The sequence below is a fragment of the Pseudomonas sp. CC6-YY-74 genome (assembly GCF_002025205.1).
GTDB lineage: Bacteria > Pseudomonadota > Gammaproteobacteria > Pseudomonadales > Pseudomonadaceae > Aquipseudomonas > Aquipseudomonas paeninsulae.
In genome coordinates this window covers 829,801-854,336 of sequence record NZ_CP019947.1, presented here as the reverse complement: position 1 = coordinate 854,336, position 24,536 = coordinate 829,801, and the positions used below count along the sequence as shown (strand labels likewise).

Genomic DNA, 24,536 nt, shown 5'->3' with positions numbered 1-24,536 from the left:
CGTCCTTGTTGTTATGCATTCCCGAAAAAGGCATGTAGATAGCCCCCTGTAGGAGCGGGCCATGCCCGCGATCCGCGGCCTGCCATACGATTTCGCGGCCATGGGCCGCTCCTACAGGGGCAGCATTGAAGACCGTCCAACCGCCTGCTGCAAGGCCACGCCCGCGCCCATCAACCCTGGATACTCGGCCGTCACCAACCACACCGGAATGCCAGCGAAGTAATCGCTCATGCGGCCCTTGTCGCGCAGGCAGCGGGCGAAGCCGCTGGCCAGGAACAACTCGGCAAAGCGCGGCACCACGCCGCCGACAATATACACCCCGCCGCGCGCGCCCAGGCTCAGCACGTTGTTGCCGGCGGCGCGACCGAGCCAGCAGCAGAACTGCTCCAGCACTGCGGCTGCCACTGCATCGCCAGCCAGCGCCGCCGCCGTAATCTCGGCTGGCGAGCTCAAGCGCGCTGCATGGCCATCCAGCGTGCAGATGGCGCGATAGAGCAGCAACAAGCCACTGCCGCTGAGTACATCCTCGGCGCGCACATGACCGAGCTGGCTATAGAGGTGCTGCCACAGTTCGGCCTCGCGGGGAGTGCCGATCGGCAAGTCGACATGCCCGCCCTCGCCGGGCAAAGCCCGCCAGCTGCCGTCATCCAGCGCCAGCAGCGTACCGACGCCCAGACCCGTGCCCGGGCCGATCACCACTACCGGGCGATCCGACTCTGCCACGCCGGGGCAGACCTGCAGCCGCTCGTCATCACGCAAGCGGGTCATGCCCAAGGCCATGGCGGAGAAGTCATTGACCAGCAGCAACTCGCGCACCTGCAGCTCGCGGCAGAAGGCCGAGCGGCTGATGCGCCAGTGGTTGTTGGTGAAGCGGAACAGGTCGCCGCTGACCGGACCGGCGCAGGCCAGACACACCGAATCGACCGCGCCAAGCGCTAGGTCGAGTTCGCTCAGGTAGGCGCGGATCGCCTGTTCCGGCCCCGGATAGTCGGCGGTGGCCAGCACCCGCACCGACTCCAGCTGCTCGTCGCGCCACAGGGCGAAACGCGCGTTGGTGCCGCCAATGTCACCGACCAGGGCCAGTTTCACTTCAGCGACTCCAGGCTCGTGGTGAAGGCACAGGCGCCCTGCTCTGCCGAGCTGAAGGACTGACGCATGAAGGCGAACAGCTCACGGCCGCAGCCCACGGCATTGTCCAGGGTGCCGACCGCCGGCTCGCGCGCGGCCAGTTCGGCGGCGTCGACCAGCAGCACCAATTCGCCGGTGTGACCGTCGAGGCGAATCAGGTCACCGTCGCGCACCAGCGCCAGCGGCCCGCCACCGTAAGCCTCGGGACAGACATGGATGGCCGCCGGGATCTTGCCCGAGGCGCCGGACATGCGCCCGTCGGTGACCAGCGCCACCTTGAAGCCACGGTCCTGCAGCACGCCGAGGAACGGGGTCATCTTGTGCAGTTCCGGCATGCCGTTGCTGCGCGGGCCCTGGAAGCGCATCACCGCGACGAAGTCACGCTCCAGCTCGCCGGCCTTGAAGGCATCGGCCAGCTGCTGCTGATCCTCGAACACCAATGCCGGGGCCTCGACCAACTGGTGCTCCAGGGCCACGGCGGAGACCTTCATCACCCCGCGGCCGAGGTTGCCCTGCATCAGGCGCAGACCGCCTTCCGCGGAGAAGGGATTGGCCACCGGGCGCAGCACGCTTTCGTCGTGGCTCTTGCTCGGGCCGTCGCGCCAGACCAACTGGCCGTCGTCGAGGAAGGGCTCGCGGGTGTAACGACTCAGGCCATGACCGGCCACGGTGTTGACGTTCTCATGCAGCAGCCCGGCATCGAGCAGCTCGCGAATGAGGAAGGCCATGCCGCCAGCGGCCTGGAAATGGTTGATATCGTCCTTGCCGTTGGGATATACGTGGGCCAGGGTCGGCGTCACGGCCGACAGATCGGCCATGTCCTGCCAGGTCAGCTGAATCCCCGCGGCTTGGGCGATAGCCGGCATATGCAGGGTGTGGTTGGTCGAGCCGCCGGTGGCACTCAGGGCGACGATGGCATTGACCAGACAGCGCTCGTCGACGATCTCGCCGAGCGGCATGAACTGCCCGCTCTGCTTGGTCAGGCGGGTCACCTGCTGCGCCGCCTCGCGGGTCAGGGCATCACGCAGCGGCGTATTGGGGTTGATGAAGGAGGCGCCCGGCAGGTGCAGGCCCATCACTTCCATGAGCAATTGGTTGGTGTTGGCGGTGCCGTAGAAGGTGCAGGTGCCGGGGCTGTGATAGGCGGCCATCTCGGCCTCGAGCAGCTCGTCGCGACTGGCCTTGCCCTCGGCATAGCGCTGTCGCACGTCGGCCTTGTCCTTGTTCGACAGCCCGGACGGCATGGGTCCTGCCGGCACGAACAGGCTCGGCAGATGACCGAAACGCAGGGCGCCCATCATCAGACCGGGCACGATCTTGTCGCAGATGCCCAGGTACAACGCGGCGTCGAACATGTTGTGCGACAGCGCCACCGCGGTGGCCATGGCAATCACCTCGCGGCTGGCGATGCCCAGCTCCATGCCCGGCTCGCCCTGGGTCACGCCATCGCACATGGCCGGCACGCCGCCGGCGAACTGGCCGACCGAGCCGATCTCGCGCAGGGCCTGCTTGATCCGCTCGGGATAGTCTTGGTAAGGCTGATGGGCCGAAAGCATGTCGTTATAAGCAGAAATAATCGCCACGTTGGCCGCATTCATCAGGCGCAGGGTCTGCTTGTCTTCGCTGCCGCAGCCGGCCACACCGTGAGCGAAATTGGCGCATTGCAGCTTGCCGCGCTGCGGGCCTTCACTGGCCGCCGCGCGAATCATCGCCAAGTAGGGCTCGCGCGTGGCGCGGCTGCGGGCGATCAGGCGGTCGGTTACCTCAAGTACGCGGGGATGCATGTGGTTGACTCCAGGCTGGCGAATAGCAATATTTTGTACTTAATACAAAAATACTGCCACTAAAAACACTTGATTTCTATATTTACGAGCATAATCTTGTAATTCCAACAACAAAATCAGGCTAGGGCCTCACCAATGACTATCCGCATCGCAATCAACGGTTTTGGCCGCATCGGCCGCAACGTGCTCCGCGCGCTCTACAGCCAAGACTACCGCCAACAGCTGCAGGTCGTGGCCATCAATGACCTCGGCGACAGCGCGATGAATGCCCACCTGCTCAAGTACGACAGCGTGCATGGGATCTTCGACGGCAGCGTCGACAGCGATGGCGAAAGCCTCACGGTCAACGCTGATCGTATCGCCGTCAGCGCCATTCGCAACCCGGCCGACCTGCCGTGGCAGGCGCTCAAGGTCGACGTGGTCTTCGAATGTACCGGGCTGTTCACCGAGCGCACCAAGGCCGCCGCCCACCTCGCCGCCGGCGCACGCAAGGTGATCATCTCGGCACCGGCCAAGGGCGCCGACGCCACCATCGTCTATGGCGTCAATCACGACATTCTGCGCCAGTCCATGCAGATAATCTCCAACGCTTCCTGCACCACCAACTGCCTGGCCCCGGTGGCCCAGGTGCTGCAACGCGAGCTGGGCATCGAGCACGGCCTGATGACCACCATCCACGCTTACACCAACGACCAGAACCTTTCCGACGTCTACCACAGCGACCCCTACCGCGCGCGCTCGGCCACCCAGTCGATGATCCCGACCAAGACCGGCGCCGCCGAAGCGGTCGGCCTGGTGCTGCCGGAACTGGCTGGCAAACTGACCGGTATGGCCGTGCGGGTGCCGGTGATCAACGTCTCGCTGGTCGACCTGACCCTGCAGGTCAAGCGTGAAGCCAGCAGCGATGAAATCAACGCCCTGCTCCAGGCCGCCAGCCAGCGCTCGCCGGTGCTCGGCTACAACAGCCTGCCGCTGGTCTCCTGCGACTTCAACCATAACCCGCTGTCGTCGATCTTCGACGCCAACCACACCAAGGTCAGCGGCAAATTGGTGAAAGTCATGGCCTGGTACGACAACGAGTGGGGTTTCTCCAACAGGATGCTCGATACCTGCCTGGCCCTGTGCGAAGCCCCCTGAAAACTACTGCGCTCGACCATGCGGCGCTGAAGCCTGCGCAAAAAATGCTCATGTACAGTCGTCCACTGCGCTTTTTTTGCAAAGCCACCGCCTTGCCTGGCCATCGCTCGCTAGGTTTTCTGCAATTAGAGAAGTCAGAAGCCACAGTTTCATCGTTGATAAGGACCCCCCAGCATGAGCCGTATCAGCTTCACCACTGCCACCCTGCCCGAGCGCAAACGCATTGCCCTGGTTGCCCACGACCACTGCAAGGAGTTCCTCCTCGACTGGAGCGAACGCCAGCGCGACAAACTGGCCAGGCACCACTTGCTGGCCACCGGCACCACCGGCCTGCTGCTCGGTCGGCGCCTGGACCTGCCGATCGAAAGCATGCTCAGCGGCCCGCTGGGCGGCGACCAACAACTGGGCGCACGCATCGCCGAGCAGCGCGTGGACATGCTGGTGTTCTTCTGGGATCCCTTCGAGCAGCAGCCCCACGACCCGGACATCAAGGCCCTGCTGCGGGTCGCGGCGGTATGGAATATCCCGGTGGCCTGCACCGAGAGCAGCGCTGACTACATGCTCAGCAGCGCGCTGCTGGATCAGGCCCACGACTACCGAATCCCCGACTACAGCGCCTACCTCGCCGCCCGCAGTTAGCGGGCACACGCCGCAAGTCTCCCGCGGCACAGGCCCTCAACACCGCGCGGCGTCGCCAGGGCGCGGCGCCCTAGGCCACACCCTCATAGATCAAGTCACCCCCCAGAAAAGTTGCCACACCCCAGCCAATACAACGCTATGGGTGCGTTCTTGTTCGCACGTGGCTGTAACAAAACCACAGCCGCTGCGTCTCTATAAGCAAGAATGGCAACCGCGGACAAGACGAAACGCTCGGTGCGGCATACCATTCCATACGAGCACTAGTGAACTACATCAATCGCTAAATCGGAGCTACTCAGATGAACATCACCACTTCCCATACCGTTGTTTCGGCCGCCGCGCTCGCCCTTGCCCTGGGCGCTGCCCTGGCGATATCCAGCGCCCCTCTGACCGCCCAGGCGGCAGAGAACGAGAAGTGCTTCGGCATCGCCATGAAGGGCAAGAACGATTGCGCTGCAGGCCCTGGCACCACCTGTGCCGGCACCTCCAAGGTCGATTACCAGGGCAACGCCTGGAAATATGTGCCCCAGGGCACCTGCGAGCAGACCGCTTCGCCAGCCTCGTCGACCGGCTTCGGCCAGCTCGAAGCCTTCAAGGAAATGAAGACGTCCTGATAGGTTGGGAAAACTCTCGCCTACTGCGAGCGACTCCATGCACCTTGCCGTAACGGCATGGAGTCGGCCTCGCGCTGACGTTCGCTATGCTGACAACCTCTGCCCCCTGCTGGAGCGCCGAAGATGACCGTCTCGCCAGTCCACGCTAGCAACAACGCGCCTGCGCCTGGCCCTCAGCTTCCCTGCCGGGCCGGTATCAGTCTCAAATCGCAGCATTACCAGCAGATCCTCGACAGCAGCCCGGCAGTCGGCTTCTTCGAGGTGCATGCCGAGAACTACCTGGTGGCGGGCGGGCCTTTCCACCATTACCTGGGCCTGATCCGCGAGCGCTACCCACTGTCGATTCACGGCGTCGGTTTGTCGATCGGGGCCAACCAAGCGCTCGACCGCGAGCACCTCGAGCGCCTGGCCACGCTGCTCGAGCGCTACCAGCCACAGGCCTTTTCCGAACACCTGGCCTGGTCCAGCCATGGCGATGTGTTTCTCAACGACCTGCTGCCACTTGCCTACGACGCCGCGACCCTGAGCCGGGTCTGCGAGCATATCGATCAGGTGCAAAGCCGTTTGCAGCGCCAACTGCTGCTGGAAAATCCGGCGACCTATGTCGAATTCGCCAACTCGAGCATGGACGAAGCCTCGTTTATCGGTGAAGTCGTGCGCCGCAGTGGTTGCGGCCTGCTGCTGGACGTCAACAATGCCTATGTTTCCAGCATCAACCATCACTGGGACGTGCAGGCCTACCTGCGCGCCCTGCCGTTGCACGCGGTCGGCGAAATCCACCTCGCTGGCTTCGCCGAAGACCGTGACGCGGCAGGCGATCGCCTGCTGATCGACAATCACGGCGCACCTGTCGACGCTGCCGTATGGCGGCTGTACACGGAGGTCCTGCAGCTGATCGGCGCGACCCCGACTCTGCTCGAGCGGGACAATGCCATCCCGCCCCTGGAGGTACTGGTGCAGGAAGCGCAGCGCGCGCAGATGCTGCTCGAGGCGGCTCGCCCGACTCGACGGCAGATCACGGCATGAACAGCCAAGAAGATTTTGTCGCCGCCCTGCTCGATCCCGAGCGGGACTGCCCGGCGCAGCTGACAACCTGGAACGGCTCGGACCCGGCGGCACGCTTCGCCGTCTACCGCAACAACGTCCTGAGTTCGCTGATCGACGCCCTGGCCGCCAGTTTTCCGGTGGTGCAGCAATTGGTCGGCGAGGATTTCTTCCGCGCCATGGCGGCCCTCTACGTGCGCCAATCACCGCCGCGCACGTGCATCCTGGCCGACTATGGCGCCGGCCTCCCCGAGTTCATCGAGGCGTTTGCCCCCGCCAGCAGCCTGCCGTATCTGGCGGACGTGGCGCGCCTCGAACTGCTGCGCATCCGCGCCTACCACGCGGCCGACGCCGCGCCCCTGGCAGCGGATGTGCTGGCCAAGGCGCTGGCCTCGCCGGACAGCCTCGCCAGCTTGCTGCTCCAGCTGCACCCCTCGTGCAACTTGCTCGAATCAGCCTTCGCGGTGGTCTCACTGTGGGCCGCCCACCAAGGCGCGCTGGCGCTTGCCGAGGTAGACCCTTACCAGGCGCAATGCGCCCTGGTGCTGCGCAACGGCCTGGAGGTCGAAGTGCTGGGCATCCGCCCAGGCGACGCCCTGTTCCTGCAAACGCTGCAACAGGGACTGCCCCTCGGCCACGCGGCGCAACGCGCCCTCGCCCTCGACGCGGGTTTCGACCTCGGCGCCTGCCTGACTTACCTGCTGCGCGCAGGCGCAATTACCCACTGTGCATACGACAAGCAAAGGCCACTGCCATGACCGACCACGCCCTGACCCGCCTCGCCCCCCCGGTTCGCCTGATTGCCCGCGCGATCGAGCTGTGCAAGCTGATTCCCTACAGCCTGGTCGCCTTCCTCGCCCGCTTCTCGATTGCCGCGACCTTCTGGAAATCCGGGCAGACCAAGATCGAAGGCCTGGCCATCGATCTCTTCGAAGGCACTTACGAATTCGGCCTGCCGAGTCTCTCCGCTTCGGCCATCCCGTTGTTCGAGGAAGAATACCGGCTGCCGTTGCTGCCGGCCGAACTGGCGGCGCAACTGGCCGCCTTCAGCGAGCACCTGTTTCCGCTATTGATCCTGCTTGGCCTGGCCAGCCGTTTCTCCGCGCTGGCCCTGTTCGGTATGACCCTGGTCATTCAGCTGTTCGTTTATCCCGATGCCTACCCGACCCATGGTGTGTGGGCGGCCGTATTGCTGCTGCTCGCGGCCAAGGGTCCGGGGGTACTGTCCATCGACCACCTGATTGCCCGGCGCTATGGCCTCGTCGGCTAATCCGCCTGACCGTCCAACCGGTCGCTGAGGTAATCGAGAAAACAGGTGATGCGCGACGCCAATGCGGTATTGCGGTAGTAGACCGCGTGAATCGGCTGGCGCACCTCGACCGTGTGCTGCGCCAGGATCTGCACCAGCTCGCCGCGCACGCGGTCGGCGTGGGTCATGAAGTCGGCCAGGCAGACGATACCGGCATCGGCCAGGGCCAACTGGCGCAGGGTTTCGCCGCTGGAAGCGGACAGACTGGGACTGATCGCCAGGGCATCGCCAAGCGGATGGCGCAGCGGCCACTGGTTGAGGCTGTCCGGTTGGGTAAAGCCGAGCAGGCTGTGGTCGCGCAACGCCTCGACGCTGTGCGGCGTGCCCTGAGCCTCTAGGTAAGCCGGGCTGGCGAGGATGCGCAGGCGATTGCTGCCCAACGGGCGGGCATGCAGGGTCGAATCGCGCAGCGTACCGATGCGGATGGCCACATCAGTACGCTGCTCGAGCAGATCGATGATCTGCTCGCTACTGTGCAACTCCAGCTCGATCTGCGGGTACTGCGCGCGAAATCCCGCAATCAGCGGCACCACCACATGCAGCATGAACGGCGCGGCGGCATTCACCCGCAAACGCCCGGCGGGTTTCTGCCGGCGTACCTTCATCTGCTCTTCGGCACTCTCGACCGCATCGAGGATCTTGCGCGCCTGGGCGAGAAAGGCCTGGCCCTCCTCGGTCAGCTCCAGACGCCGGGTGGTGCGGCGTAACAGGGTGACATCCAGCTTCTGTTCCAGCCGGCTCAAGGCGCGACTGACGCCGGATGCGGTCTGTGCCAGGTGCTCGGCCGCCGCGCTAATAGAACCGCTGTCCACCACGCTGACAAAGGCCAGCAACTCATCGAGGGTCGTTTTCATTCGTGCATATTAGTCAAATATATTAGGCCTAAAATCCTATTTTCCCGCATGAATAGCCCGGCGACACTGCGCACCTCACAGTTCCCCTGAAGTCCCTGTCATGCCCATTGCCCTGCTGGCGCTTACCCCGTCTAGCCGCCCTCACCGGCACAGCAATCGCGGCTGTCCAGGGCCTCCAGCAGCCGGCAGTGCTCGGCCTCGGCGCTGGTACAGCCAGCGAGCTTGCTCAGCTCCGTTTTCATCTTCTGCAGATCGCGAATCCGCGCGTCGATGGTGAGCAAATGCGCTTGCACCAACTGGTCGGCTTCCGCACAGGGGCTGTGGGGCTGGGCGGTCAAGCCGAGCAAGGTGCGAATCTCCTGCAGGCTGAAACCCAACTCGCGGCCACGGCGGATAAAACGCACTCGGCGTATATCCGCCTCTTCGTAATGGCGGTAGCCCGCGGCGCTGCGCCTGGGCGGCGGCAGCAGCTCACTGCGCTCATAGAAGCGAATGGTCTCCAGGTTGACCCCGCTCTCGCGGCTCAACCCACTGATGGTCAGCGGCTTACCCATGGCTTGACTCCGTAGTAACTACAGGGTTTAGCGTACCGTCCATACCCTTCCAGGAGAAGCTTAATGGGCGCCAAGTGCTGCAACACCGCATCGAGCGGTGCAACCCCTCGTCTCACCAAACGCTACCGCAAAATCCTGTGGCTGGCCCTGGTGGTCAACCTGGGCATGTTCGGTGTCGAAATCATTGCCGGCATACGCGCCGATTCGGTATCGCTATTGGCGGATTCGCTGGACTTTCTCGGCGATGCCGGCAACTACGGCATCAGCCTGCTGGTGCTGGGCATGAGCCTGACCCTGCGCGCCAGAGCCTCGCTGTTCAAAGCCCTGTGCATGCTGGTATTCGGAGTCGGTGTGCTGATCGCGGCGATCTGGCAGCTGCTCAGCGGCCAGGTGCCCGACGCCACCACCATGGGACTGGTCGGCACCCTGGCACTGCTGGCCAACGTCGGCGTGGCCGGCCTGCTCTACGCCTACCGCGAGGGCGACAGCAATATGCGCAGCGTCTGGTTGTGCTCACGCAACGATGCCATCGGCAATATCGCCGTGCTGTTCGCCGCCCTCGGCGTATTCGGCACCGGCAACGCCTGGCCGGACCTGCTGGTCGCCAGCCTCATGGCCGGCCTGGCGGTCACTTCGTCCTATCAGGTGATGCGCCATGCTCGCCAGGAGTTGGCCGAGGAAGCCGAGGTCAAGGCCGTGGTTTGAGCAGCGGCGTGATGCCTCGGCCAGTTGGCCGGTCGCTGTCGGTCACCGAGTGGGGGTTTGCAAAAGTAGCGCGCGCTGGCCAGGCCGGGGCGCGTAGCCAGGCGAAGTCAGCCACAGAACATTGCCCGCTAAAAATCTACCTTGCCGCGACCGGCCTTGATCGTCCCGCGCTTGTTCTTGCCTTCCAGACGGCGCTTCTTCGAGCCGAAGGTCGGCTTGGTCGGGCGCCGGGCCTTCTCGGTCTTACCGGCATTGCGGATCAATTCGGCCAGCCGCTCCAGGGCATCGGCGCGGTTCTGCTCCTGGGTACGGTATTGCTGGGCCTTGATGATCACCACGCCCTCGGCGGTGATGCGACTGTCGCGCAGCGCCAGCAGGCGTTCCTTGTAGAACGCCGGCAAGGACGAGGCCTGGCTGTCGAAACGCAGGTGCATGGCACTGGAGACCTTGTTGACGTTCTGCCCGCCAGCGCCCTGGGCGCGGATGGCGGTCAACTCGATTTCAGCGTCGGGCAGGTGAACGCTGTTGGAAATAACCAGCATGGCAAAGGGCTTCGGTAGAAAGGGCACTCAGGATATACCCAAGCGCGCCTGGAAGAGGTCGAAGTAAGCGCGACTCTTCAGTTCCACCGCCGGCGAGTAGTCGCCCCGGCGGCAATCTGGACAACCGCAGTCATTCGCCAGTAACCGGGCAAAACAAAGCACCCGAAACCGGGGCATTCGGCGCAAGTCATGGCATACTGCCATCATCCTGATAGCGTGCCCATGCGAGCACTGCAGGTTACGCAAACGGCCAATCAGCGCCACCTCGACAACTCCGGACATGCAGGCATCCATCGGCCTCATGCGCCACCAGATAGCGGGTTATCAGCATGCCATCACTGCTCAAGCACCTCATCCCGTTGCTATTACCCTTCTGCCTGGCAAGCCCTGCCTCGCATGCCGCAGACGACTGGCAGGCGCTTCCGGCAAACCCCCTGATTCTGACGGTAATCGGAGAGCTGGGGTGTTGCCCACAGGGCCAGGCCTTGTTCGACTTGCAGCGCCTCGATGCCCTGCCCCAGGTGGAGGTGAAAACCCTGACGCCCTGGACTGAACAGGAGGACAGCTACCAGGGCGTGCGGCTCAGCGTTCTACTCGACGAACTCAAGGCCCAGGGCCAGCGCATCGACGCCACCGCCCTCAACGACTACAGCATGCTGTTGAGCCTGCCGGCCGCGCGCAAATACCCGGTGATCCTGGCAACCCGTAAGAATGGCAAGGTCATGAGTGTGCGCGACAAGGGCCCGATCTGGGTCATCTACCCGCTGAGCGAATTCCCTGAGCTGCACAAGGAAGAGCATCACCAGGCGATGGTCTGGCAACTCAAATCGCTGAACATTGGCCGATAAACGCCAATGCGTCGCTTACGCTGCCTGTTCCTGCTGCTGATCACCCTGGGCTTTGCCGTTGGCATCGCGACTTCGCTGGTCTACAACCAGCGCAATTCGCAAATAACCTCGGCGCGCATCCAGCTTTCCGCCTGGTCGCTTGCCCAGCTGGAGTTCGAATACCTGCGCTTCGTCAACACCTTGAAACTGTTCCAGGCTGGAGGCGCCTCCCAGGAAAAGCTGCAGCTGGATTACGACCTGCTCTGGAGCCGTCTCGAGACCTTTCTCTCCGGCCAGGAAAACAGCGCCATCCGTCAACGCTTCAATGCCGGTAAGATGGTTGCACAGTTGTTCAGCCAACTGCGCAGCGATGAAGCACTGCTCTTCAGCCCCGACCTGCGGCCTGGCGCGCCGATCGAGCAGGCCATCGAACGCTACAATCGCTACCTGACACCCATCCGCCAGGTGATCATCAACAACTTCACCGGCCCGGAAGCGGCGCGGATTATCGACGAAATCCACCACAACCAGCGCCTTAGCCACTTGCTCTTGCTCGGCCTGCTGTTCTGTGGCGGCGGACTGATTCTGATGTTCTACCTGGAGGCACGGAAGAATCGTTTCATGGGCCGCAATGACCCCTTGACCAACCTGCCCAACCGCAACAGTTTTCAAGCCCTGCAGAACCACTCCCGCACCGCCAATTGCTGCGCCCTGGCGGTAATCGAGCTGAGCAATTTTCGCGCGGTCAATGAATGCATCAGCCACGAGGCCGGCGATCGCCTACTGCAACGCATCGGTGAAACCCTCAACCAGCTGAAACCGCAAGGCAGCTTCATTGCCCGGATGGCCGGTGACGAGTTCGTCATGACCTTTCCTCAGGGCTTTCCCGAAGAGCTGGTGATCAGCGTCCTGAACAGTCTTGCCTACGCCTTGAGCTTCGACTTCCAGAGCGACAAAAACCTGTTTCAGGTGGGTACGCGCATCGGCCTGAGCTTCAATCCCGACAGCGGTTTCAGCCTGCAGAAGTTGTACTACTTCGCCACCCTGGCCGCGCGTGAACTGCGCGCGGGCAAACACAAAGGCCTGGAAGTATTCAATGAAAACATCAGCAACCGTTATCTGCGCAGTCAGACCCTGCTCGACGATCTCAAGCAGGCGATGGCGCAAACCGAGTCATCGGGCCTGAGCCTCCACTACCAACCGATTGTCGGCCTGGCCGACACCAGCATCGGGGTTGAAGCCCTGCTGCGCTGGCGCCACCCGACACTGGGCTATATCTCGCCGCTGGAAGTGGTGGAATTGGCGGAGAACAATCAGCTGGGGCAAAAACTCGGTGAGTGGATCCTGCAGCGGCTCAAGCAGGATCTGCTCCGCTTGCCCCAGGGCTTGCGCGAGGCACTTTACTTTTCGGTGAATCTCTCCCCGGCACAATTTACCGCCAGCCTGCCCGAGCAAATCGAGCAATGGCTTGGAGAGGCGCCGATCCGCGCCAACCAGCTAGTCTTGGAGATGACCGAGTCGATTGCCGTGACCAACTTCAGTGACGGCCGTACCATCCTGCGCAAGCTCAATGAGCAAGGTATCGCGGTGGCACTGGATGACTTCGGCACCGGCTACTCGTCGCTGTCCTACCTGCGCGAACTGCGCGTACAACGGATAAAAATCGACAAGTCGTTCATTCAGGGCATTAGCCACGACCAACAATTGCAGCGCGTGGTGCGCAGTATCGTCGAGCTTTGCCATACCTTCAGGTTCACGGTGACCGGCGAAGGCATCGAGGATGAAAACGATGCCCAGCAACTCATCGACCTCGGCTGCGATCACGCCCAAGGCTATTGGTACGGCAAACCCATGCCCGTGCCGGCATTGATCACCTGGCATGCTGACTTTCTCGCCCGGCCCATGCTGAAGAAACGCCTGCAGGTGCAATAAGCAGCGGATAGATGCGCGCGGCATAGGCCCAGGCGCATCCCAGGCAAAATCGTTGCCTGGGATTTCCGAGCAACAGCAGCAACTGTTGTGGAGGTAATCTAAGCATCCCGACAGAACGGACGACCAACCGATGGACTCCATCACCCAGGCCGTGCTCGGCGCCAGCATTCAGGGCGCGCTGCTCGGCCGCTGGCAAGGGCGCAAGGCCCTGCTGTATGGCGCCGTCCTCGGCACCCTGCCCGACTTGGACGTAGTAATCGACTATGGCGACGCCGTGGCGCAGATGACCTATCACCGCGGCTTCAGCCATTCGCTGTTCGTCCTCTTCGGCGTAGCGATCTTGTTGACCTGGCTGGTGCGGCGTTTTCGCCCGCACCAGGGCTACTCGACGCAACGCCTGTTTGCCTGCGTGGCGCTGGTGTTGCTCAGCCACCCACTGCTGGATAGCTTCACCAGCTACGGCACTCAGCTGTTCTGGCCGTTGATGCCAACACCCACGGCCTGGTCGAGCATCTTTATCATCGACCCGCTCTACACCGTACCGCTGATCGCCGCCGTGCTACTGGGACTGGCCTTCGGCCTGCGCGACAAAATGGCCAAGGCGCCACTTGTCGCCCTGGCCCTGTCGAGCCTGTATCTGGCTTCGACTCTGGCCGGCAAATCCATGGCCGAGCAACGTGTCGAGGCGCAACTGGCGCGCCAGGGCATCCAGGCCGAAGCACTGTTCAGCACCCCGACGCCACTCAACAGCCTGCTCTGGCGCGTGATCGTGCTGGATGGCGCGGATTACCACGAAGCCCTGGTCGGCTGGTTCGACCCACAGCCGCCGCAGCTCAGCCGCATGCCGCGTGGCACTGCGCTGGCCGAGGTACTCGCGGACTCGCCAGCGCACCAGCGCCTGGCCTGGTTCACCGATGGCGTGTTGCGCTACGACCAGATCGACGAGCACCTGGTGGTCACCGATCTGCGCCTGGGCATGACTGGCACCCATCCCTTCCGCTTCGACTTCGCCGTTCGCCACAATGGCGCCTGGCAGGTCAATCAGCACATCGCGAGCTGGCCAATGGAGCGGGTCGACCTGCAACGCCTGCAAGTGCTGTGGCGACGTATCTGGCAGCCGGATCTGCAGGTGCCCCTGACCGCCTGGGCCAGCGAACTGGGCAAACCCCAGCTCAGCGCCGCCCGGCAGACCTGCGCCGCCGAGCGCGACGACTGCTGAGGGCGGTTTAGCGGGAGGCAAATCCCCGGATTACCCTGGAGTTAATCGGCCTACGCATCCGTTGCTGCGCCTGAGGCGCAGGCCTGCTACTCAAATACGGAACTGCGCGACCAGGCCCTGCAGCTCAACGCCCAGGCGCGCCAGCTCGGCGCTTGAGGCGGCGGTTTGCTCACTGGCACTGGCGCTCTGCTCGCCGATATCACGCACTCGGGTAATGCTTGCGCTGATGCTATCCGCCACGGCGCTCTGCTCTTCGGCGGCGGCGGCGATCTGCTGGTTCATCTGTTCGATGGTGCTCACCGCCTGAGTGATGCGGCCCAGGGCGTCGCCCGCCTGACCGGCCAGAGTGACGGTGCCCTGGGTCAGCTTGCGGCTGCTTTCCATCTGCTCGACTGCGCCGCCCGCCATACGCTGCAGACTGCTAATCAGGCCTTCGATTTCTTCGGTTGAATCGTGCGTACGCCGCGCCAGCGCCCGCACTTCGTCGGCGACTACGGCAAAGCCGCGGCCCTGCTCGCCCGCCCGGGCGGCCTCGATGGCCGCATTCAGTGCGAGCAGATTGGTCTGCTCGGCGACCGCACGGATCACCTCCAATACGCCGCCGATGCGGGCACTCTCCTGATTCAGCGCCTGCATCGCAGCGGCCGACTGATCGACCTCCAGCGCCAGATTGCCGATCTGCGTCACCGCCTGCTGCACCACCTGATTGCCCTGCTGCGCCTCGCGGTCGGCATCGCGAGCGGCCATGGACGCCTGCTCGGCGTTCTGCGCCACTTCCTGCACGGTGGCGGCCATCTGGTGCATGGCGGTGGCGGTCTGCTCGGTTTCCTGGCGCTGGTTGTGCACCCCGGCACTGGTTTGCGCGGTGATCGCCGACAGCTGCTCGGCCGCTGCAGCGATCTGGCTGACGCCGCCGCCAATGCGCCCGAGCAGATTGCGCAGGCTGCCGGTCATGCCCTGCAAGGCCGCCAACAACTGGCCGAGTTCGTCGTGGCGATCGAGCGGCAAATCCTGGCTCAGGTCGCCGTCGGCGATACGCTGGGCAAAGGCCACGCTCTGGCGCAAGGGGATGACGATCGAACGGGTGATCAACCAGGCGGCCAGCAGGCCGAGAATCACCGCAGCCACGCCCATGCTCGCGAGCAGCAGCATGGCCTGGCGACTGGCGGCAGCCATACGCTGCTCCTCGCCGACTTTCGCCGCCTCGGCCAGGCTGAACACCGCCCGCGCCCGCTCGATCATCGCGGTTTCGGTGGTGCGACTCTGCTGGCGGACCTGCTGGTAATAACCGAAGGAGCGCTGGTAGGTGGTCAAGGACTGCAAGGCCGTTTCGATCGCGGCCTTCTGCTCATCGCTCAACCACAGCATCAGGTTGCGCGCGACGCTTTGCAGGTCCTCGCTGATGTAGGCCCACTCCTCCAAAGCCTCGGCCGAACCGTCGATGATGTATAAGCTCTCTTGATCACGCAGCTCGAGCATGCGCTTGCTCATGCCGGACGCGGTTTCCGCCAGGGTCAGCGGATCGCTACCGCGGAGTTTGTCGCCTTGCAGACGCAACTCGCGCACGGCGTCGTACATGTCCAGTTCAAGCGACTCGAATTGACCGCGCGTCTCGACTGCGGCAGCGCCCATATCCTGGCGCGCCTGACGCGCCCTGTTCTGCAGGTCGACATAACTGTCGAACTGGCTCAGGTAATCGGCCACCGCCTGCTTCATGGTCTGGTAATGCTTGGCTTGCGCCGCCGAGGTGCCCTGCTCCAGTTGAATCAGCAACGCCTGCACGGTCGCCAGGCTCGCGCGCACCCGCTCGGCACTCTCGGTAGTTTGCTCGATGGCGAACGCACGCTCAAACCGACGCGCTTGAAGAATTTCCATATTCACGGCCGTCAGTTGCCCAGCCAACGCATGCCCTCGCAGAATGCTCTGTAGCGCAATGAAGCCGCTGGCGGTCACCGCGATAGTCAGCAGTAATACCAAGGTAAAACCGCAGAGCAGCTTCTTGCTGACGGCAAGGTTGGTAAACAGGCGGGCGGCAGACTGCAACATAAGCACAACTCCATTATTGTTATTCGACACGCCGACCCGCCTCAGGGAGGCGGTGTGGCTGGCATGCGGGGGCATGACATCGATTTTGCAAGCCTGGAGCATCGCAACCCGTGTGCCAGCTTTAGTCCTTAGCGCTTTTATAGCCGACAGCTTGGCGAAAACCATTGGGCTAGAGCCCTGCAAGGCGACACGGCCAATCGCACCAAGCCATCGCCCCAGTCCTTGCCAGGGCCTTTGTCGGCGACTTTCCGCCGAGTGAACTCTGCAAGTGGCGGCTACTCGCCACTCTACCGACGCCAAATATCCGTCTGAGTGAATCACGCCGCATAAAGAAAGAGGCGCACGACCTCTCAGTGTCGGGCGCCTCTGGCTGTTTCCCCGATGACCACGAACCGGCTCATCGTCCGGCGGGCTGCGGCATCCAACGCGACGTCAGGTAATTGGACACGCGGCCAAGATCACGGGGCGTCGGCCTGCACTTCGGGAGCGGCCTGCTTGAAGGCCTCGAGGGCTTCGCAGCGCGCCGCCATGGCGAGGATGCGCGGGAACGCATCGAGCGCACAGTTAAAACGGCGAGCGTTGTACAGCTGAGGGAGCAGACAGGCTTCCAGATATCCGGGGCGCTGGCCCAGGGACAGGCGACCCTCGAAAACCGCCAGTCCCTGCTCCACCGCAGCGAGGCCCAGGTCCACCCAGTGGCGGTACCAGGCATCCTTTGCCTGATCAGCCACGCCCAACGGCCCGGACAGGTACTGCAGCACGCGCAGGTTGTTGAGTGGATGGATATCGCAGGCGATGTGCAAGGCCAGCGCCCGCACCTGAGCACGCTGAGCCGGATCGGCCGGCAATAACGCCGGCACTGGATACACGTCTTCCAGGTATTCGAGGATCGCCAATGACTGGGCGATCCTGGCTTCGCCATCGACCAGCAACGGCACCAACTCCTGCGGGTTGAGCGCCCGGTACTCGGCCGAGTGTTGCTCACCGCCGTCCCTGACCAAGTGCACCGGCACCTGCTGATAGGCCAGGCCCTTGAGATTCAAGGCGATCCGCACCCGGTAGGCGGCGGTGGAGCGCCAGTAGCTATACAGCGTCAGCATGACAATTCTCCCTGTAGAGCCAGTTTGCTGCGGTCCGGCGTCCCGGCGATGCGCGTGCAGACCGTCGAATGGTGTTGAGCGCAGCGATGCCCATCCCTGCGCTCGATGGGTATCGTCGCTACGCGCCTCAACCCATCCTACGGCTGATACTTTTCCACAGCCTGGTCGATGGCGCCGAACAGGCTGTGGCCGGCGGCATCGAACATCTCGATACGCACCCGGTCGCCGAATTTGAGGAAGGGTGTCTTGGCCTCACCCTGCTCGATGATTTCCAGCATGCGTTTCTCCGCCAGACAGGACGAGCCGGCGCTGCGGTCGTAGTTCGACACCGTGCCCGAACCAATAATGCTGCCGCTGCCCAGCGGCCGGCTCTTGGCGGCATGGGCCAGCAGGGTCGGGAAGTTGAAGGTCATGTCGGTGCCGGCATCCGGCTGGCCGAACAGCACCTCGTTGATGTGCGAGACCAACGGTCGATGCACCTTGCCGTCTTTCCAGCTATCGCCCAATTCGTCCGGGGTAATGGCCACCGGCGAGAAGCTCGACGACGGTTTGCTCTGGTAAAAGCCAAAGCCCTTGGCCAACTCGCCGGGTATCAGGTTGCGCAGCGACACGTCGTTGACCAGCATCAGCAACTGGATGTGCTGCGCGGCCTCGGCGGCAGTGGCGCCCATCGGCACGTCGTCGGTGATCACCGCGATCTCGGCCTCCAGGTCGATGCCCCAGGCCTCGTCGGCCATGCGGATCGGTGCCTGCGGCGGGATAAAGCAGTCGGCGCCACCCTGGTACATCAGCGGGTCGTGCCAGAAGCTCTCCGGTATCTCGGCCCCCCGCGCTTTGCGTACCAGCTCGACGTGATTAACGTAGGCGCTAGCGTCGGCCCAATGGTAGGCCCGCGGCAAGGGACTGTGGCAAGCGCTCTGCTCGAAAGCGAAGGCATCGTTGCACAGGCCGTCGTTGAGACGTTGGTACAGGGCCTCCAGCTTGGGTTTGCAGTCAGCCCAGTGATCCAGCGCGGCTTGCAGGGTGGCGGCAATCGCCGGCGCTTTTACCGCGCGGCTCAGGTCACGGGAGACCACGACCAGCAGACCGTCGCGGCCTTGATTCAATGATGCGAGTTTCATGGTCAAACCTCGTAGGGTGCGCCTTGCGCACCACAGATTTCAGTCAGGGTTCTGCTGCGCAGTGCGCGCCCTTCCTCAGCTGTCTTGGCCCGGCGCACGCCAGGAGTTGACGTATTCGGGCACATCGACCTGCGCGGCGGCCGGGTCTATCTCCAAGGCGCGGCGGGCATCGATCATCACCGCCACCTCGTCGACGAAGGTGGCCGGCGCCTCCTGGCTCTTTTTCAGCGCCTTGGGATGCGGGCCGTGGGGGAAGCCGCAGGGGTGCAGGGTGACCATCCCGGCCTCGATGTTGTCGCGGCTGAAGAAGTTGCCGCGGTGGTAGAACAGCACTTCGTCGTAGTCGTCGTTGTTGTGATAGAACGGCACTTTCAACGCCCCCGGATCAGTCTCCACCGGCCGCGGGGTGAAGGTGCAGACCACGAAACCATTGGCGACGAAGGTGGTGTGCGCCGACGGCGGCAGATGGTATCGGTGGCTCATCAGCGGGCGAATATCGCGCCAGTTGAGGCGCACCACGGTGTTGTCGCCATGCCAGCCGACCACGTCCAGCGGGTTGTAGGGGTAAGTCACGGTGCTGACCTGGTTGCGCCGCTTGATCCGCAGCTGCCAGGTGTTCTCATCCTGTTGCGCCTTGAAGGCATCGTCCAGTTTCGGATGTTCGAGCACCGCCGGGTCGAAGATCGCCTGGGGGCCGAGCAGACCCTTGTCCGGCAACTGGTAGGCGCCATCGCTGCTCTCGATCAGCAACATGAAGGTCGGCGCGCGGGTCTCGATGCGCCAGGCGGTGCCGCGCGGAATCACCAGGTAATCGCCGTCGCGGTACTCCAGGTGGCCGAAGTCGCAATAGAAGTGCCCCGCGCCCTCATGGATAAACAGCAGGTCGTCGCCATCGGCATTGCGCACCAGGTGACGCATGGCGCCGTGGGTCTTCCACACGCGCAGCTTCATATCGGCGTTGTGCAGGGTCAGCGGCGCCTCCAGCGGGCAATCGCGTTCGCTGGACAACTCGTTGAAGTTGAAGGCGTGCGGGCGTAACGGCCCCTGCCAGTCGATCCAGCCAGTCGGCGGATGCTTGTGGTGCAGGTGCGCGGTCGGACCGAAGAAGCCCTCGCGGCCCATCTCGCGCTCGTAGGTGCCCTCGGGAAAATCGCAGTGCGCCTGGCGCGAGCACTCGCCTTCGCGTAGGGGGAAGCTGATCCATTTACGGCTCATGGCCGGTATCTCCTCGATGCACGCTTTTGTAGGGTGGGTTAGGCGCGACTAGCACCCGCAGGCACACGGCGAATCCCTGTGCGTCGTAACCCACCACTCGTTTCAGCAGCTGCCGCCTAGTGGGTTACGGCGCGGCGCAATCGCGCTGTACCTGCAGCAACGATAGACGCGCCTAACCCACCCGACGGTTTGCGGATCAATCGGCCTTGATCACGCCGCGTTTGATCTGGTCTTCCTCGATGGACTCGAACAACGCCTTGAAGTTGCCCTCGCCGAAACCCTGGTTGCCCTTGCGCTGGATGATCTCGAAGAAGATCGGGCCGATCACCGTATTGGTGAAAATCTGCAACAGGATGCCGTCATCTCCCGGCGCGCCATCGATCAGGATATTCAACTCGCGCAGCAACTCGCTCGGCTCGCCGTGGCCAGCAACGCGGGTGTCCACCTTGTCAAAATAGGTGTCAGGGGTTTTCATGAAGTCCACGCCGCTGGCGCGCAGCTGGCGCACGGTGGCATAGATGTCGTCGGTGCTCAGGGCAATGTGCTGAATGCCTTCGCCGTGGTACTCGCGGATGAATTCCTCGATCTGCGACTTGTCGTCGGACGACTCGTTGATCGGGATGCGGATCTTGCCGCAAGGCGAGGTCATGGCCCGCGAAACCAGACCGGTAAGTTTGCCTTCGATATCGAAGTAGCGGATCTCGCGGAAATTGGCAATGCGCTCGTAGAAACCCGACCAGACATCCATCTGCCCGCGCTTGACGTTGTGGGTCAGGTGATCGAGTTCTTTCAGGCCGACCGCGTTGTCCTGCGGCGTACGGCCTTCGATGTACTCGAAATCGACGTCGTAGATGCTCTTGTCGCCATAACGATCGACCAGGTACAGCAAGGAACCGCCGATGCCTTCGACGCAGGGGATATTCAACTCGCCGAAGTTGGCGTGACTGCCGACCAGCGTGGCACCTTGCGACTCGACATAGGCCGCCGCCTGGGCCGCGTTCTGCACTCGAAAAGCCATGGCGCAGGCGCTTGGCCCGTGCTTGAGGCCGAACTCGCGGACCTGCCCGGTGGGACTGCCATTGAGCACAAAATTGATATCGTTCTGCTGGAACAGAAAGACTTCCTTGGAGCGGTGCTTGGCGGTTTCGGTAAAGCCCATGGCGCTGAACAGTTCACGCAACTGTTGGATGCCTTCCGGGGTCGGCGCGGTGTACTCGACAAACTCGAAGCCGTCGGTACCGATGGGATTGTGCTGTTCGATCTTGTTCACGGCGGTCATTGCGCCTCCTCGTTGTTGTTGTCGATTCAGCGCCCTCGCAAGTAGACAGGACGACGCGAATAGCTCCATGACAACCGAGGCAAGCACGCCCGACAAGACGGCCCAGGCCCTGTGCAGCGGCCGCGTGCATGTCTTTTGGCAATAAAACCTTACAGTCCGATAAACGCCAGCCAAAGCGTCCAGCTCCCGGTAAAAACCCTGGGCTCTCGTAACGATTTATTTACAAAGTGGCGCATTTAACTGCCAAACAAGCACGGATTCTGCTGATGGCCGCGGCATACACTGCCAACCTGCACGGCCAGGCACACTTGAACATGCCCAGCGAAGGATTAATTGAACGCTTGCCCCTGAACCGTGGCCCAATCCTGCAGCTGCTGACTATTCAGGCCCAGCTACAGGTAAAGCAGCGAAGCGCCAGCCATACTCGAATGGTGGCACAATGCCACTCAAAAGCGTGCCACTTCGATCAGCACAACCATGTGACGGAAAAGCCATGAGCAATGACCCACAAGAAAGTAGCGGCGAACCGATCAGCGCAGAACAACGCCTAGAACTGCTGGAGAAAGGCCGCCGACTCGATCGCATCCTGCTCTTCATCCTTGCCGCGGTGCTGGCAATGACGCTCGCCAGCTGGCTGACCATAGCCTTGCTCAGCCCGTCCAACGAGCAGGACGCAAGTCTCGGCGCCAGCCAGCTCCAGGGCTTGCAAGAGCAGACAGCGATACTGCAAACACAGCTCGCAGCGCTCGAAGAGCACGTGGCCCGGCAAGACAAGCAGCTGAGCACCCTGCAAAGTGACAAGCCTGCGGTGACGCTGACCAGCGGCGACAACCGAGCCGTGCAGCAACAAGTGGCGAATACCCTGATCGGCCAGGAACAGAGCTTCCAGAGGAGCCTTGCCGCCTTGAAAAACGGCATGCGCGACCTCGCCGGGATGATAGTCGGCTCGCGTAGCTGGCTCAGCGACTACAACGAGGCGCTGGACAAGACTCTGGCTGAAAGCCAGGCGCGCACGCAACAACTGCAGCAATGGGCCAGCGACTCGAGCGGCTCGCCAGCAGCGACAGCGGCACCCTAATCCCTCAGTGCTGCAAATGCCCATAGAGTTTGGCGTACAGCCCACCCTCGGCAATCAACTGTTGGTGATCGCCGTCTTCGGCGACGCTGCCGCCATCGAATACCAGCACCCGGTCCGCCTGCTTCACCGCCGAGAGGCGATGGGCGATGATCAGGGTGGTGCGGCCGTTGAGAAACTGGCCCAGGGCCTGATGCAAGGCGTACTCAGTGGCGGTATCGAGGGCCGAGGTGGCCTCGTCGAGAATCACCACTTTCGGCTCGGCCAGGACCATGCGGGCGATGGCCAGGCGCTGGCGCTGGCCGCCGGACAGGCGCACACCGGAGCGCCCGACGATGCTGTCCAGGCCTTTTGCCAGCCCACCGATGGTGCTGGCCAACTGAGCGATTTCCAGGGCGCGCCAGCAGGCTTCATCGCTGCGCTCGCGGCCCATGCACAGGTTGGCGCGCACCGTGTCGTTGAACAGCGCCGGGTGCTGCAACACCACCGCGACCTGATCGCGCACGGTTTCCAGGCCGATTTCCTGCTGGCTGCAGCCACCGAAGCGAATAATCCCCGCCTGCGGCGTATAGAGGCCGAGCAATAGCTGCACCAGAGTGCTTTTGCCCCCTCCGCTGGCGCCAACGATGGCCACCTTTTCACCCGGCGCGATACTCAGGTTGAGGTTTTCCAGCACCGGTTCGTCGTTGTAGGAGAACGTCAGCCCACGCACCTCGATACCGACGGTGTCCCGCCCCGTGAACGGATCGACTGTGCCCAGGTACTGCGGCTCGTCACGACGCGCGAGCAACTCGTTGATCCGCGCCAGCGCCCCACCGGCGGCGTAGAAGGCATATTGCAGATTAAGCAACTGCTCGACCGGCCCGATCATGAACCACAGGTAGCTGAACACCGCGAGCATCTGGCCGATCGACAGGTCGGAGAACAGCACGGTGAGCATGGCCGCCGCGCGAAACACGTCGATACCGAACTGGAACAGCAAGCCGCTGGCGCGGTTCGAGGCATCGGTCTTCCATTGCGAGGCCACCGCGTAGTCACGTACTTCCCGGGCCCGCCCACCGAGCCGACCGAGGAAGTAACCCTGGCGATTGCCGGCACGGATTTCCTGGATCGCCTCGAGGGTTTCGGTGAGCGCCTGGGTAAACCGCGAGGTACTGTCGTTCTCCAGCCTTTTCAGGTACTTGACCTTCTTGCCCAACAACACCGTGGCGTAGATCACCAGCGGGTTGAACAACAGGATCAACAGCGCCAGTTGCCAGTGCATCCACAGCAAAATCGCCGAGGTGCCAGTCAGCGTCAGCACGGCGACCAGAAAGCGGCTAAGGGTTTCGCCGACGAATTTGTCTAGGGTCTCCAGGTCGGTGACCAGGTGCGTGGTCACCGTGCCGCCGCCAAGGCTTTCGTATTCGCTGAGGGAAATACGCTTGAGCCGCTCGATCAGGCGAATGCGAATACGGTAGATGATGTCTTTCGACAGACCGGCGAACAGGCGCGCCTGCAACACGTTGAAGATCAGCGCCGAACTGCGCAGCAGAAAGGTCAGTACCAGCATCAGACCGATATAGCCGGCCGCGATTTCCCAGTCGGCGGGGAGAAAACGGTCCATCACCTTGAGCGCGCTGTCACCATCGTGGAGCAGTACTTCGTCGACCAACAAGGGCAGTAGCAGGGGGATAGGCACACTGCACAGGGTGGCGAACAACGCCACCAGATTGGCCAGAAACAGTGCCTTTTTGTGATGCAGGGCTAGGCGCCGGATTTCCGCCCAACTCAACCGATCAGGCATGCAGCGCGCGCTCCAGCCAGCGACCGAGCAAGGGCGCGAGCACCTCGAGCGGCTGATATCCATTGGTCAACAGAGCAAATTGTCCGTTGCATTCGGCCAGCAAGGTAGGAAAGCCGGAGATGCCCAGATCCTGCACCCAACTAAAATCGGCCATAGTGGCTTCGCGCTGCTCGGTACTGTCGAATGCGGCGGCGAACTCGATCCGTGGAATCCCGGCTTGCTCGGCCAGAGCAACCAATTCGCTGGCCCGGGTGACATCCACACCGTTGGTATAGAAGGCGCGCTGGATCAACTGAGCCAGTGGCCAGACGCTTTGCCCATCGAGGCTACGCGCAGTCACCAGCGCCCGGCAGGCCGGTTCCGTATCGTAGACCAGCCCCTCGGGCAAGCCGTCGACGAAATTGAATAACTGCCCAGTACTGGCATTGACCGCTTGCCAGTAGCTCAGATAACGCACCCGCGCCGCCGCGTCGACTGCCACGCTATCACGCCGCAGGCCGCCGAGTACCAGTTGCAACGGCACGCCAACCGCAGCCGCCTGCTCGGCGAGGGACTCGAGCACCGGGGCAAAGCCCCAGCACCAGGAACACATCGGGTCCATCACGTAGAGCAAGCGTGCTTGCATG

23 protein-coding genes and 1 pseudogene are annotated in these 24,536 nt (G+C 63.1%); 11 read left to right on the top strand and 13 right to left on the bottom strand.

Features of this window, described 5'->3' with window-relative positions:
- Positions 1-111: 111 nt before the first annotated feature.
- Positions 112-1,089 (bottom strand): glucokinase, encoded by a 978-nt coding sequence (locus B2D37_RS04090; protein ID WP_079201518.1) that lies wholly within the window; start codon positions 1,087-1,089, stop codon positions 112-114.
- Positions 1,086-2,912, bottom strand: a complete 1,827-nt coding sequence (gene edd / locus B2D37_RS04085; protein WP_079201517.1) for a phosphogluconate dehydratase — start codon at positions 2,910-2,912, stop codon at positions 1,086-1,088. Before edd ends, B2D37_RS04090 begins: the two co-directional genes overlap by 4 nt.
- A 135-nt stretch (positions 2,913-3,047) precedes the next feature.
- Between edd and gap the strand changes: the two genes are divergently transcribed.
- From gap to B2D37_RS04055, 6 genes are all read left to right on the top strand, one after another.
- Positions 3,048-4,049 carry a type I glyceraldehyde-3-phosphate dehydrogenase gene (gene gap, locus B2D37_RS04080; protein WP_079201516.1) on the top strand — a complete coding sequence of 334 codons (1,002 nt, stop codon included), beginning with the start codon at positions 3,048-3,050 and terminating at the stop codon, positions 4,047-4,049.
- Positions 4,050-4,223: 174 nt separating this feature from the next.
- A complete protein-coding gene (locus B2D37_RS04075; RefSeq protein ID WP_079201515.1) occupies positions 4,224-4,688 on the top strand; it encodes a methylglyoxal synthase in 465 nt (154 codons plus the stop codon).
- A gap of 299 nt (positions 4,689-4,987) precedes the next feature.
- Positions 4,988-5,302, top strand: a complete 315-nt coding sequence (locus B2D37_RS04070) for a DUF2282 domain-containing protein (RefSeq protein ID WP_079201514.1) — start codon at positions 4,988-4,990, stop codon at positions 5,300-5,302.
- A 123-nt stretch (positions 5,303-5,425) separates the two neighbouring features.
- Positions 5,426-6,328, top strand: coding sequence for a DUF692 family multinuclear iron-containing protein (locus B2D37_RS04065; protein WP_079201513.1), 903 nt, complete (start codon positions 5,426-5,428; stop codon positions 6,326-6,328).
- On the top strand, positions 6,325-7,104 hold the full coding sequence (locus B2D37_RS04060) for a DUF2063 domain-containing protein (RefSeq protein ID WP_079201512.1): 780 nt from the start codon (positions 6,325-6,327) through the stop codon (positions 7,102-7,104). The genes B2D37_RS04065 and B2D37_RS04060 overlap by 4 nt, the downstream gene beginning before the upstream one ends.
- Positions 7,101-7,616, top strand: coding sequence for a DoxX family protein (locus B2D37_RS04055; protein WP_079201511.1), 516 nt, complete (start codon positions 7,101-7,103; stop codon positions 7,614-7,616). The genes B2D37_RS04060 and B2D37_RS04055 overlap by 4 nt, the downstream gene beginning before the upstream one ends.
- On the opposite strand, the gene B2D37_RS04050 is transcribed toward B2D37_RS04055, so the two are convergent.
- Together B2D37_RS04050 and B2D37_RS04045 are read right to left on the bottom strand one after the other, a co-directional pair.
- A complete protein-coding gene (locus B2D37_RS04050) occupies positions 7,613-8,509 on the bottom strand; it encodes a LysR substrate-binding domain-containing protein (RefSeq protein ID WP_079201510.1) in 897 nt (298 codons plus the stop codon). The genes B2D37_RS04055 and B2D37_RS04050 overlap by 4 nt on opposite strands.
- Before the next feature lie 131 nt (positions 8,510-8,640).
- Positions 8,641-9,063 (bottom strand): MerR family DNA-binding protein, encoded by a 423-nt coding sequence (locus B2D37_RS04045; protein ID WP_079201509.1) that lies wholly within the window; start codon positions 9,061-9,063, stop codon positions 8,641-8,643.
- Positions 9,064-9,126: 63 nt separating this feature from the next.
- Here B2D37_RS04045 and B2D37_RS04040 point away from each other — a divergent pair, with 63 nt between their 5' ends.
- Positions 9,127-9,768, top strand: coding sequence for a cation transporter (locus B2D37_RS04040; RefSeq protein ID WP_079201508.1), 642 nt, complete (start codon positions 9,127-9,129; stop codon positions 9,766-9,768).
- Between the two features lie 128 nt (positions 9,769-9,896).
- On the opposite strand, the gene arfB is transcribed toward B2D37_RS04040, so the two are convergent.
- Positions 9,897-10,310: an alternative ribosome rescue aminoacyl-tRNA hydrolase ArfB gene (arfB, locus tag B2D37_RS04035; protein ID WP_079201507.1), complete on the bottom strand. Its 414-nt coding sequence runs from the start codon at positions 10,308-10,310 to the stop codon at positions 9,897-9,899.
- Between the two features lie 329 nt (positions 10,311-10,639).
- On the opposite strand from arfB, the gene B2D37_RS04025 reads away from it, so the two are divergent.
- The 3 genes from B2D37_RS04025 (at position 10,640) to B2D37_RS04015 (ending at position 14,288) form a co-directional block, all read left to right on the top strand.
- Entirely contained in the window at positions 10,640-11,158 is a 519-nt protein-coding gene (locus B2D37_RS04025) for a hypothetical protein (RefSeq protein WP_079201505.1), read from the top strand.
- A gap of 6 nt (positions 11,159-11,164) precedes the next feature.
- Positions 11,165-13,069 carry a bifunctional diguanylate cyclase/phosphodiesterase gene (locus B2D37_RS04020; protein WP_079201504.1) on the top strand — a complete coding sequence of 635 codons (1,905 nt, stop codon included), beginning with the start codon at positions 11,165-11,167 and terminating at the stop codon, positions 13,067-13,069.
- 130 nt (positions 13,070-13,199) lie between these two features.
- A complete protein-coding gene (locus tag B2D37_RS04015; protein WP_079201503.1) occupies positions 13,200-14,288 on the top strand; it encodes a metal-dependent hydrolase in 1,089 nt (362 codons plus the stop codon).
- 90 nt (positions 14,289-14,378) lie between these two features.
- On the opposite strand, the gene B2D37_RS24055 is transcribed toward B2D37_RS04015, so the two are convergent.
- The 6 genes and pseudogenes from B2D37_RS24055 to hppD all read right to left on the bottom strand — a co-directional run bounded on the left by B2D37_RS24055 (position 14,379) and on the right by hppD (position 21,049).
- Positions 14,379-15,242, bottom strand: a complete 864-nt coding sequence (locus B2D37_RS24055; protein ID WP_371915441.1) for a methyl-accepting chemotaxis protein — start codon at positions 15,240-15,242, stop codon at positions 14,379-14,381.
- Positions 15,237-15,422, bottom strand: a pseudogene (locus B2D37_RS24050) (HAMP domain-containing protein); the annotation flags it as partial. The gene B2D37_RS24055 and the pseudogene B2D37_RS24050, both read right to left, overlap by 6 nt.
- Positions 15,423-16,792: 1,370 nt before the next feature.
- Positions 16,793-17,434, bottom strand: coding sequence for a maleylacetoacetate isomerase (maiA, locus tag B2D37_RS04005; protein WP_079201501.1), 642 nt, complete (start codon positions 17,432-17,434; stop codon positions 16,793-16,795).
- A gap of 137 nt (positions 17,435-17,571) precedes the next feature.
- Positions 17,572-18,555: a fumarylacetoacetate hydrolase family protein gene (locus B2D37_RS04000; RefSeq protein WP_079201500.1), complete on the bottom strand. Its 984-nt coding sequence runs from the start codon at positions 18,553-18,555 to the stop codon at positions 17,572-17,574.
- A 75-nt stretch (positions 18,556-18,630) separates the two neighbouring features.
- Positions 18,631-19,770 (bottom strand): homogentisate 1,2-dioxygenase, encoded by a 1,140-nt coding sequence (locus tag B2D37_RS03995; RefSeq protein WP_079201499.1) that lies wholly within the window; start codon positions 19,768-19,770, stop codon positions 18,631-18,633.
- Positions 19,771-19,966: 196 nt separating this feature from the next.
- Complete coding sequence (hppD, locus tag B2D37_RS03990) at positions 19,967-21,049, bottom strand: 4-hydroxyphenylpyruvate dioxygenase (protein WP_079201498.1); 1,083 nt, start codon at positions 21,047-21,049, stop codon at positions 19,967-19,969.
- Positions 21,050-21,542: 493 nt separating this feature from the next.
- On the opposite strand from hppD, the gene B2D37_RS03980 reads away from it, so the two are divergent.
- Positions 21,543-22,127: a hypothetical protein gene (locus B2D37_RS03980; RefSeq protein WP_079201496.1), complete on the top strand. Its 585-nt coding sequence runs from the start codon at positions 21,543-21,545 to the stop codon at positions 22,125-22,127.
- Positions 22,128-22,131: 4 nt separating this feature from the next.
- On the opposite strand, the gene B2D37_RS03975 is transcribed toward B2D37_RS03980, so the two are convergent.
- Positions 22,132-23,910 (bottom strand): ABC transporter ATP-binding protein, encoded by a 1,779-nt coding sequence (locus B2D37_RS03975; protein ID WP_079201495.1) that lies wholly within the window; start codon positions 23,908-23,910, stop codon positions 22,132-22,134.
- The gene (locus tag B2D37_RS03970) at positions 23,903-24,535 is read right to left on the bottom strand and encodes a DsbA family protein (protein WP_079201494.1); all 633 of its coding nucleotides are present in this window, start codon (positions 24,533-24,535) and stop codon (positions 23,903-23,905) included. The genes B2D37_RS03975 and B2D37_RS03970 overlap by 8 nt, the downstream gene beginning before the upstream one ends.
- Position 24,536: the final 1 nt, after the last annotated feature.

Excerpts from the sequence above, each read along its gene's own strand:
- edd (WP_079201517.1), bottom strand. The coding sequence starts at position 2,912 with ATGCATCCCCGCGTACTTGAGGTAACCGACCGCCTGATCGCCCGCAGC.
- gap (WP_079201516.1), top strand. The coding sequence starts at position 3,048 with ATGACTATCCGCATCGCAATCAACGGTTTTGGCCGCATCGGCCGCAAC.
- B2D37_RS04075 (WP_079201515.1), top strand. The coding sequence starts at position 4,224 with ATGAGCCGTATCAGCTTCACCACTGCCACCCTGCCCGAGCGCAAACGC.
- B2D37_RS04070 (WP_079201514.1), top strand. The coding sequence starts at position 4,988 with ATGAACATCACCACTTCCCATACCGTTGTTTCGGCCGCCGCGCTCGCC.
- B2D37_RS04065 (WP_079201513.1), top strand. The coding sequence starts at position 5,426 with ATGACCGTCTCGCCAGTCCACGCTAGCAACAACGCGCCTGCGCCTGGC.
- B2D37_RS04060 (WP_079201512.1), top strand. The coding sequence starts at position 6,325 with ATGAACAGCCAAGAAGATTTTGTCGCCGCCCTGCTCGATCCCGAGCGG.
- B2D37_RS04055 (WP_079201511.1), top strand. The coding sequence starts at position 7,101 with ATGACCGACCACGCCCTGACCCGCCTCGCCCCCCCGGTTCGCCTGATT.
- B2D37_RS04050 (WP_079201510.1), bottom strand. The coding sequence starts at position 8,509 with ATGAAAACGACCCTCGATGAGTTGCTGGCCTTTGTCAGCGTGGTGGAC.
- B2D37_RS04045 (WP_079201509.1), bottom strand. The coding sequence starts at position 9,063 with ATGGGTAAGCCGCTGACCATCAGTGGGTTGAGCCGCGAGAGCGGGGTC.
- B2D37_RS04040 (WP_079201508.1), top strand. The coding sequence starts at position 9,127 with ATGGGCGCCAAGTGCTGCAACACCGCATCGAGCGGTGCAACCCCTCGT.
- arfB (WP_079201507.1), bottom strand. The coding sequence starts at position 10,310 with ATGCTGGTTATTTCCAACAGCGTTCACCTGCCCGACGCTGAAATCGAG.
- B2D37_RS04025 (WP_079201505.1), top strand. The coding sequence starts at position 10,640 with ATGCCATCACTGCTCAAGCACCTCATCCCGTTGCTATTACCCTTCTGC.
- B2D37_RS04020 (WP_079201504.1), top strand. The coding sequence starts at position 11,165 with ATGCGTCGCTTACGCTGCCTGTTCCTGCTGCTGATCACCCTGGGCTTT.
- B2D37_RS04015 (WP_079201503.1), top strand. The coding sequence starts at position 13,200 with ATGGACTCCATCACCCAGGCCGTGCTCGGCGCCAGCATTCAGGGCGCG.
- B2D37_RS24055 (WP_371915441.1), bottom strand. The coding sequence starts at position 15,242 with ATGACCGGCAGCCTGCGCAATCTGCTCGGGCGCATTGGCGGCGGCGTC.
- maiA (WP_079201501.1), bottom strand. The coding sequence starts at position 17,434 with ATGCTGACGCTGTATAGCTACTGGCGCTCCACCGCCGCCTACCGGGTG.
- B2D37_RS04000 (WP_079201500.1), bottom strand. The coding sequence starts at position 18,555 with ATGAAACTCGCATCATTGAATCAAGGCCGCGACGGTCTGCTGGTCGTG.
- B2D37_RS03995 (WP_079201499.1), bottom strand. The coding sequence starts at position 19,770 with ATGAGCCGTAAATGGATCAGCTTCCCCCTACGCGAAGGCGAGTGCTCG.
- hppD (WP_079201498.1), bottom strand. The coding sequence starts at position 21,049 with ATGACCGCCGTGAACAAGATCGAACAGCACAATCCCATCGGTACCGAC.
- B2D37_RS03980 (WP_079201496.1), top strand. The coding sequence starts at position 21,543 with ATGAGCAATGACCCACAAGAAAGTAGCGGCGAACCGATCAGCGCAGAA.
- B2D37_RS03975 (WP_079201495.1), bottom strand. The coding sequence starts at position 23,910 with ATGCCTGATCGGTTGAGTTGGGCGGAAATCCGGCGCCTAGCCCTGCAT.
- B2D37_RS03970 (WP_079201494.1), bottom strand. The coding sequence starts at position 24,535 with ATGCAAGCACGCTTGCTCTACGTGATGGACCCGATGTGTTCCTGGTGC.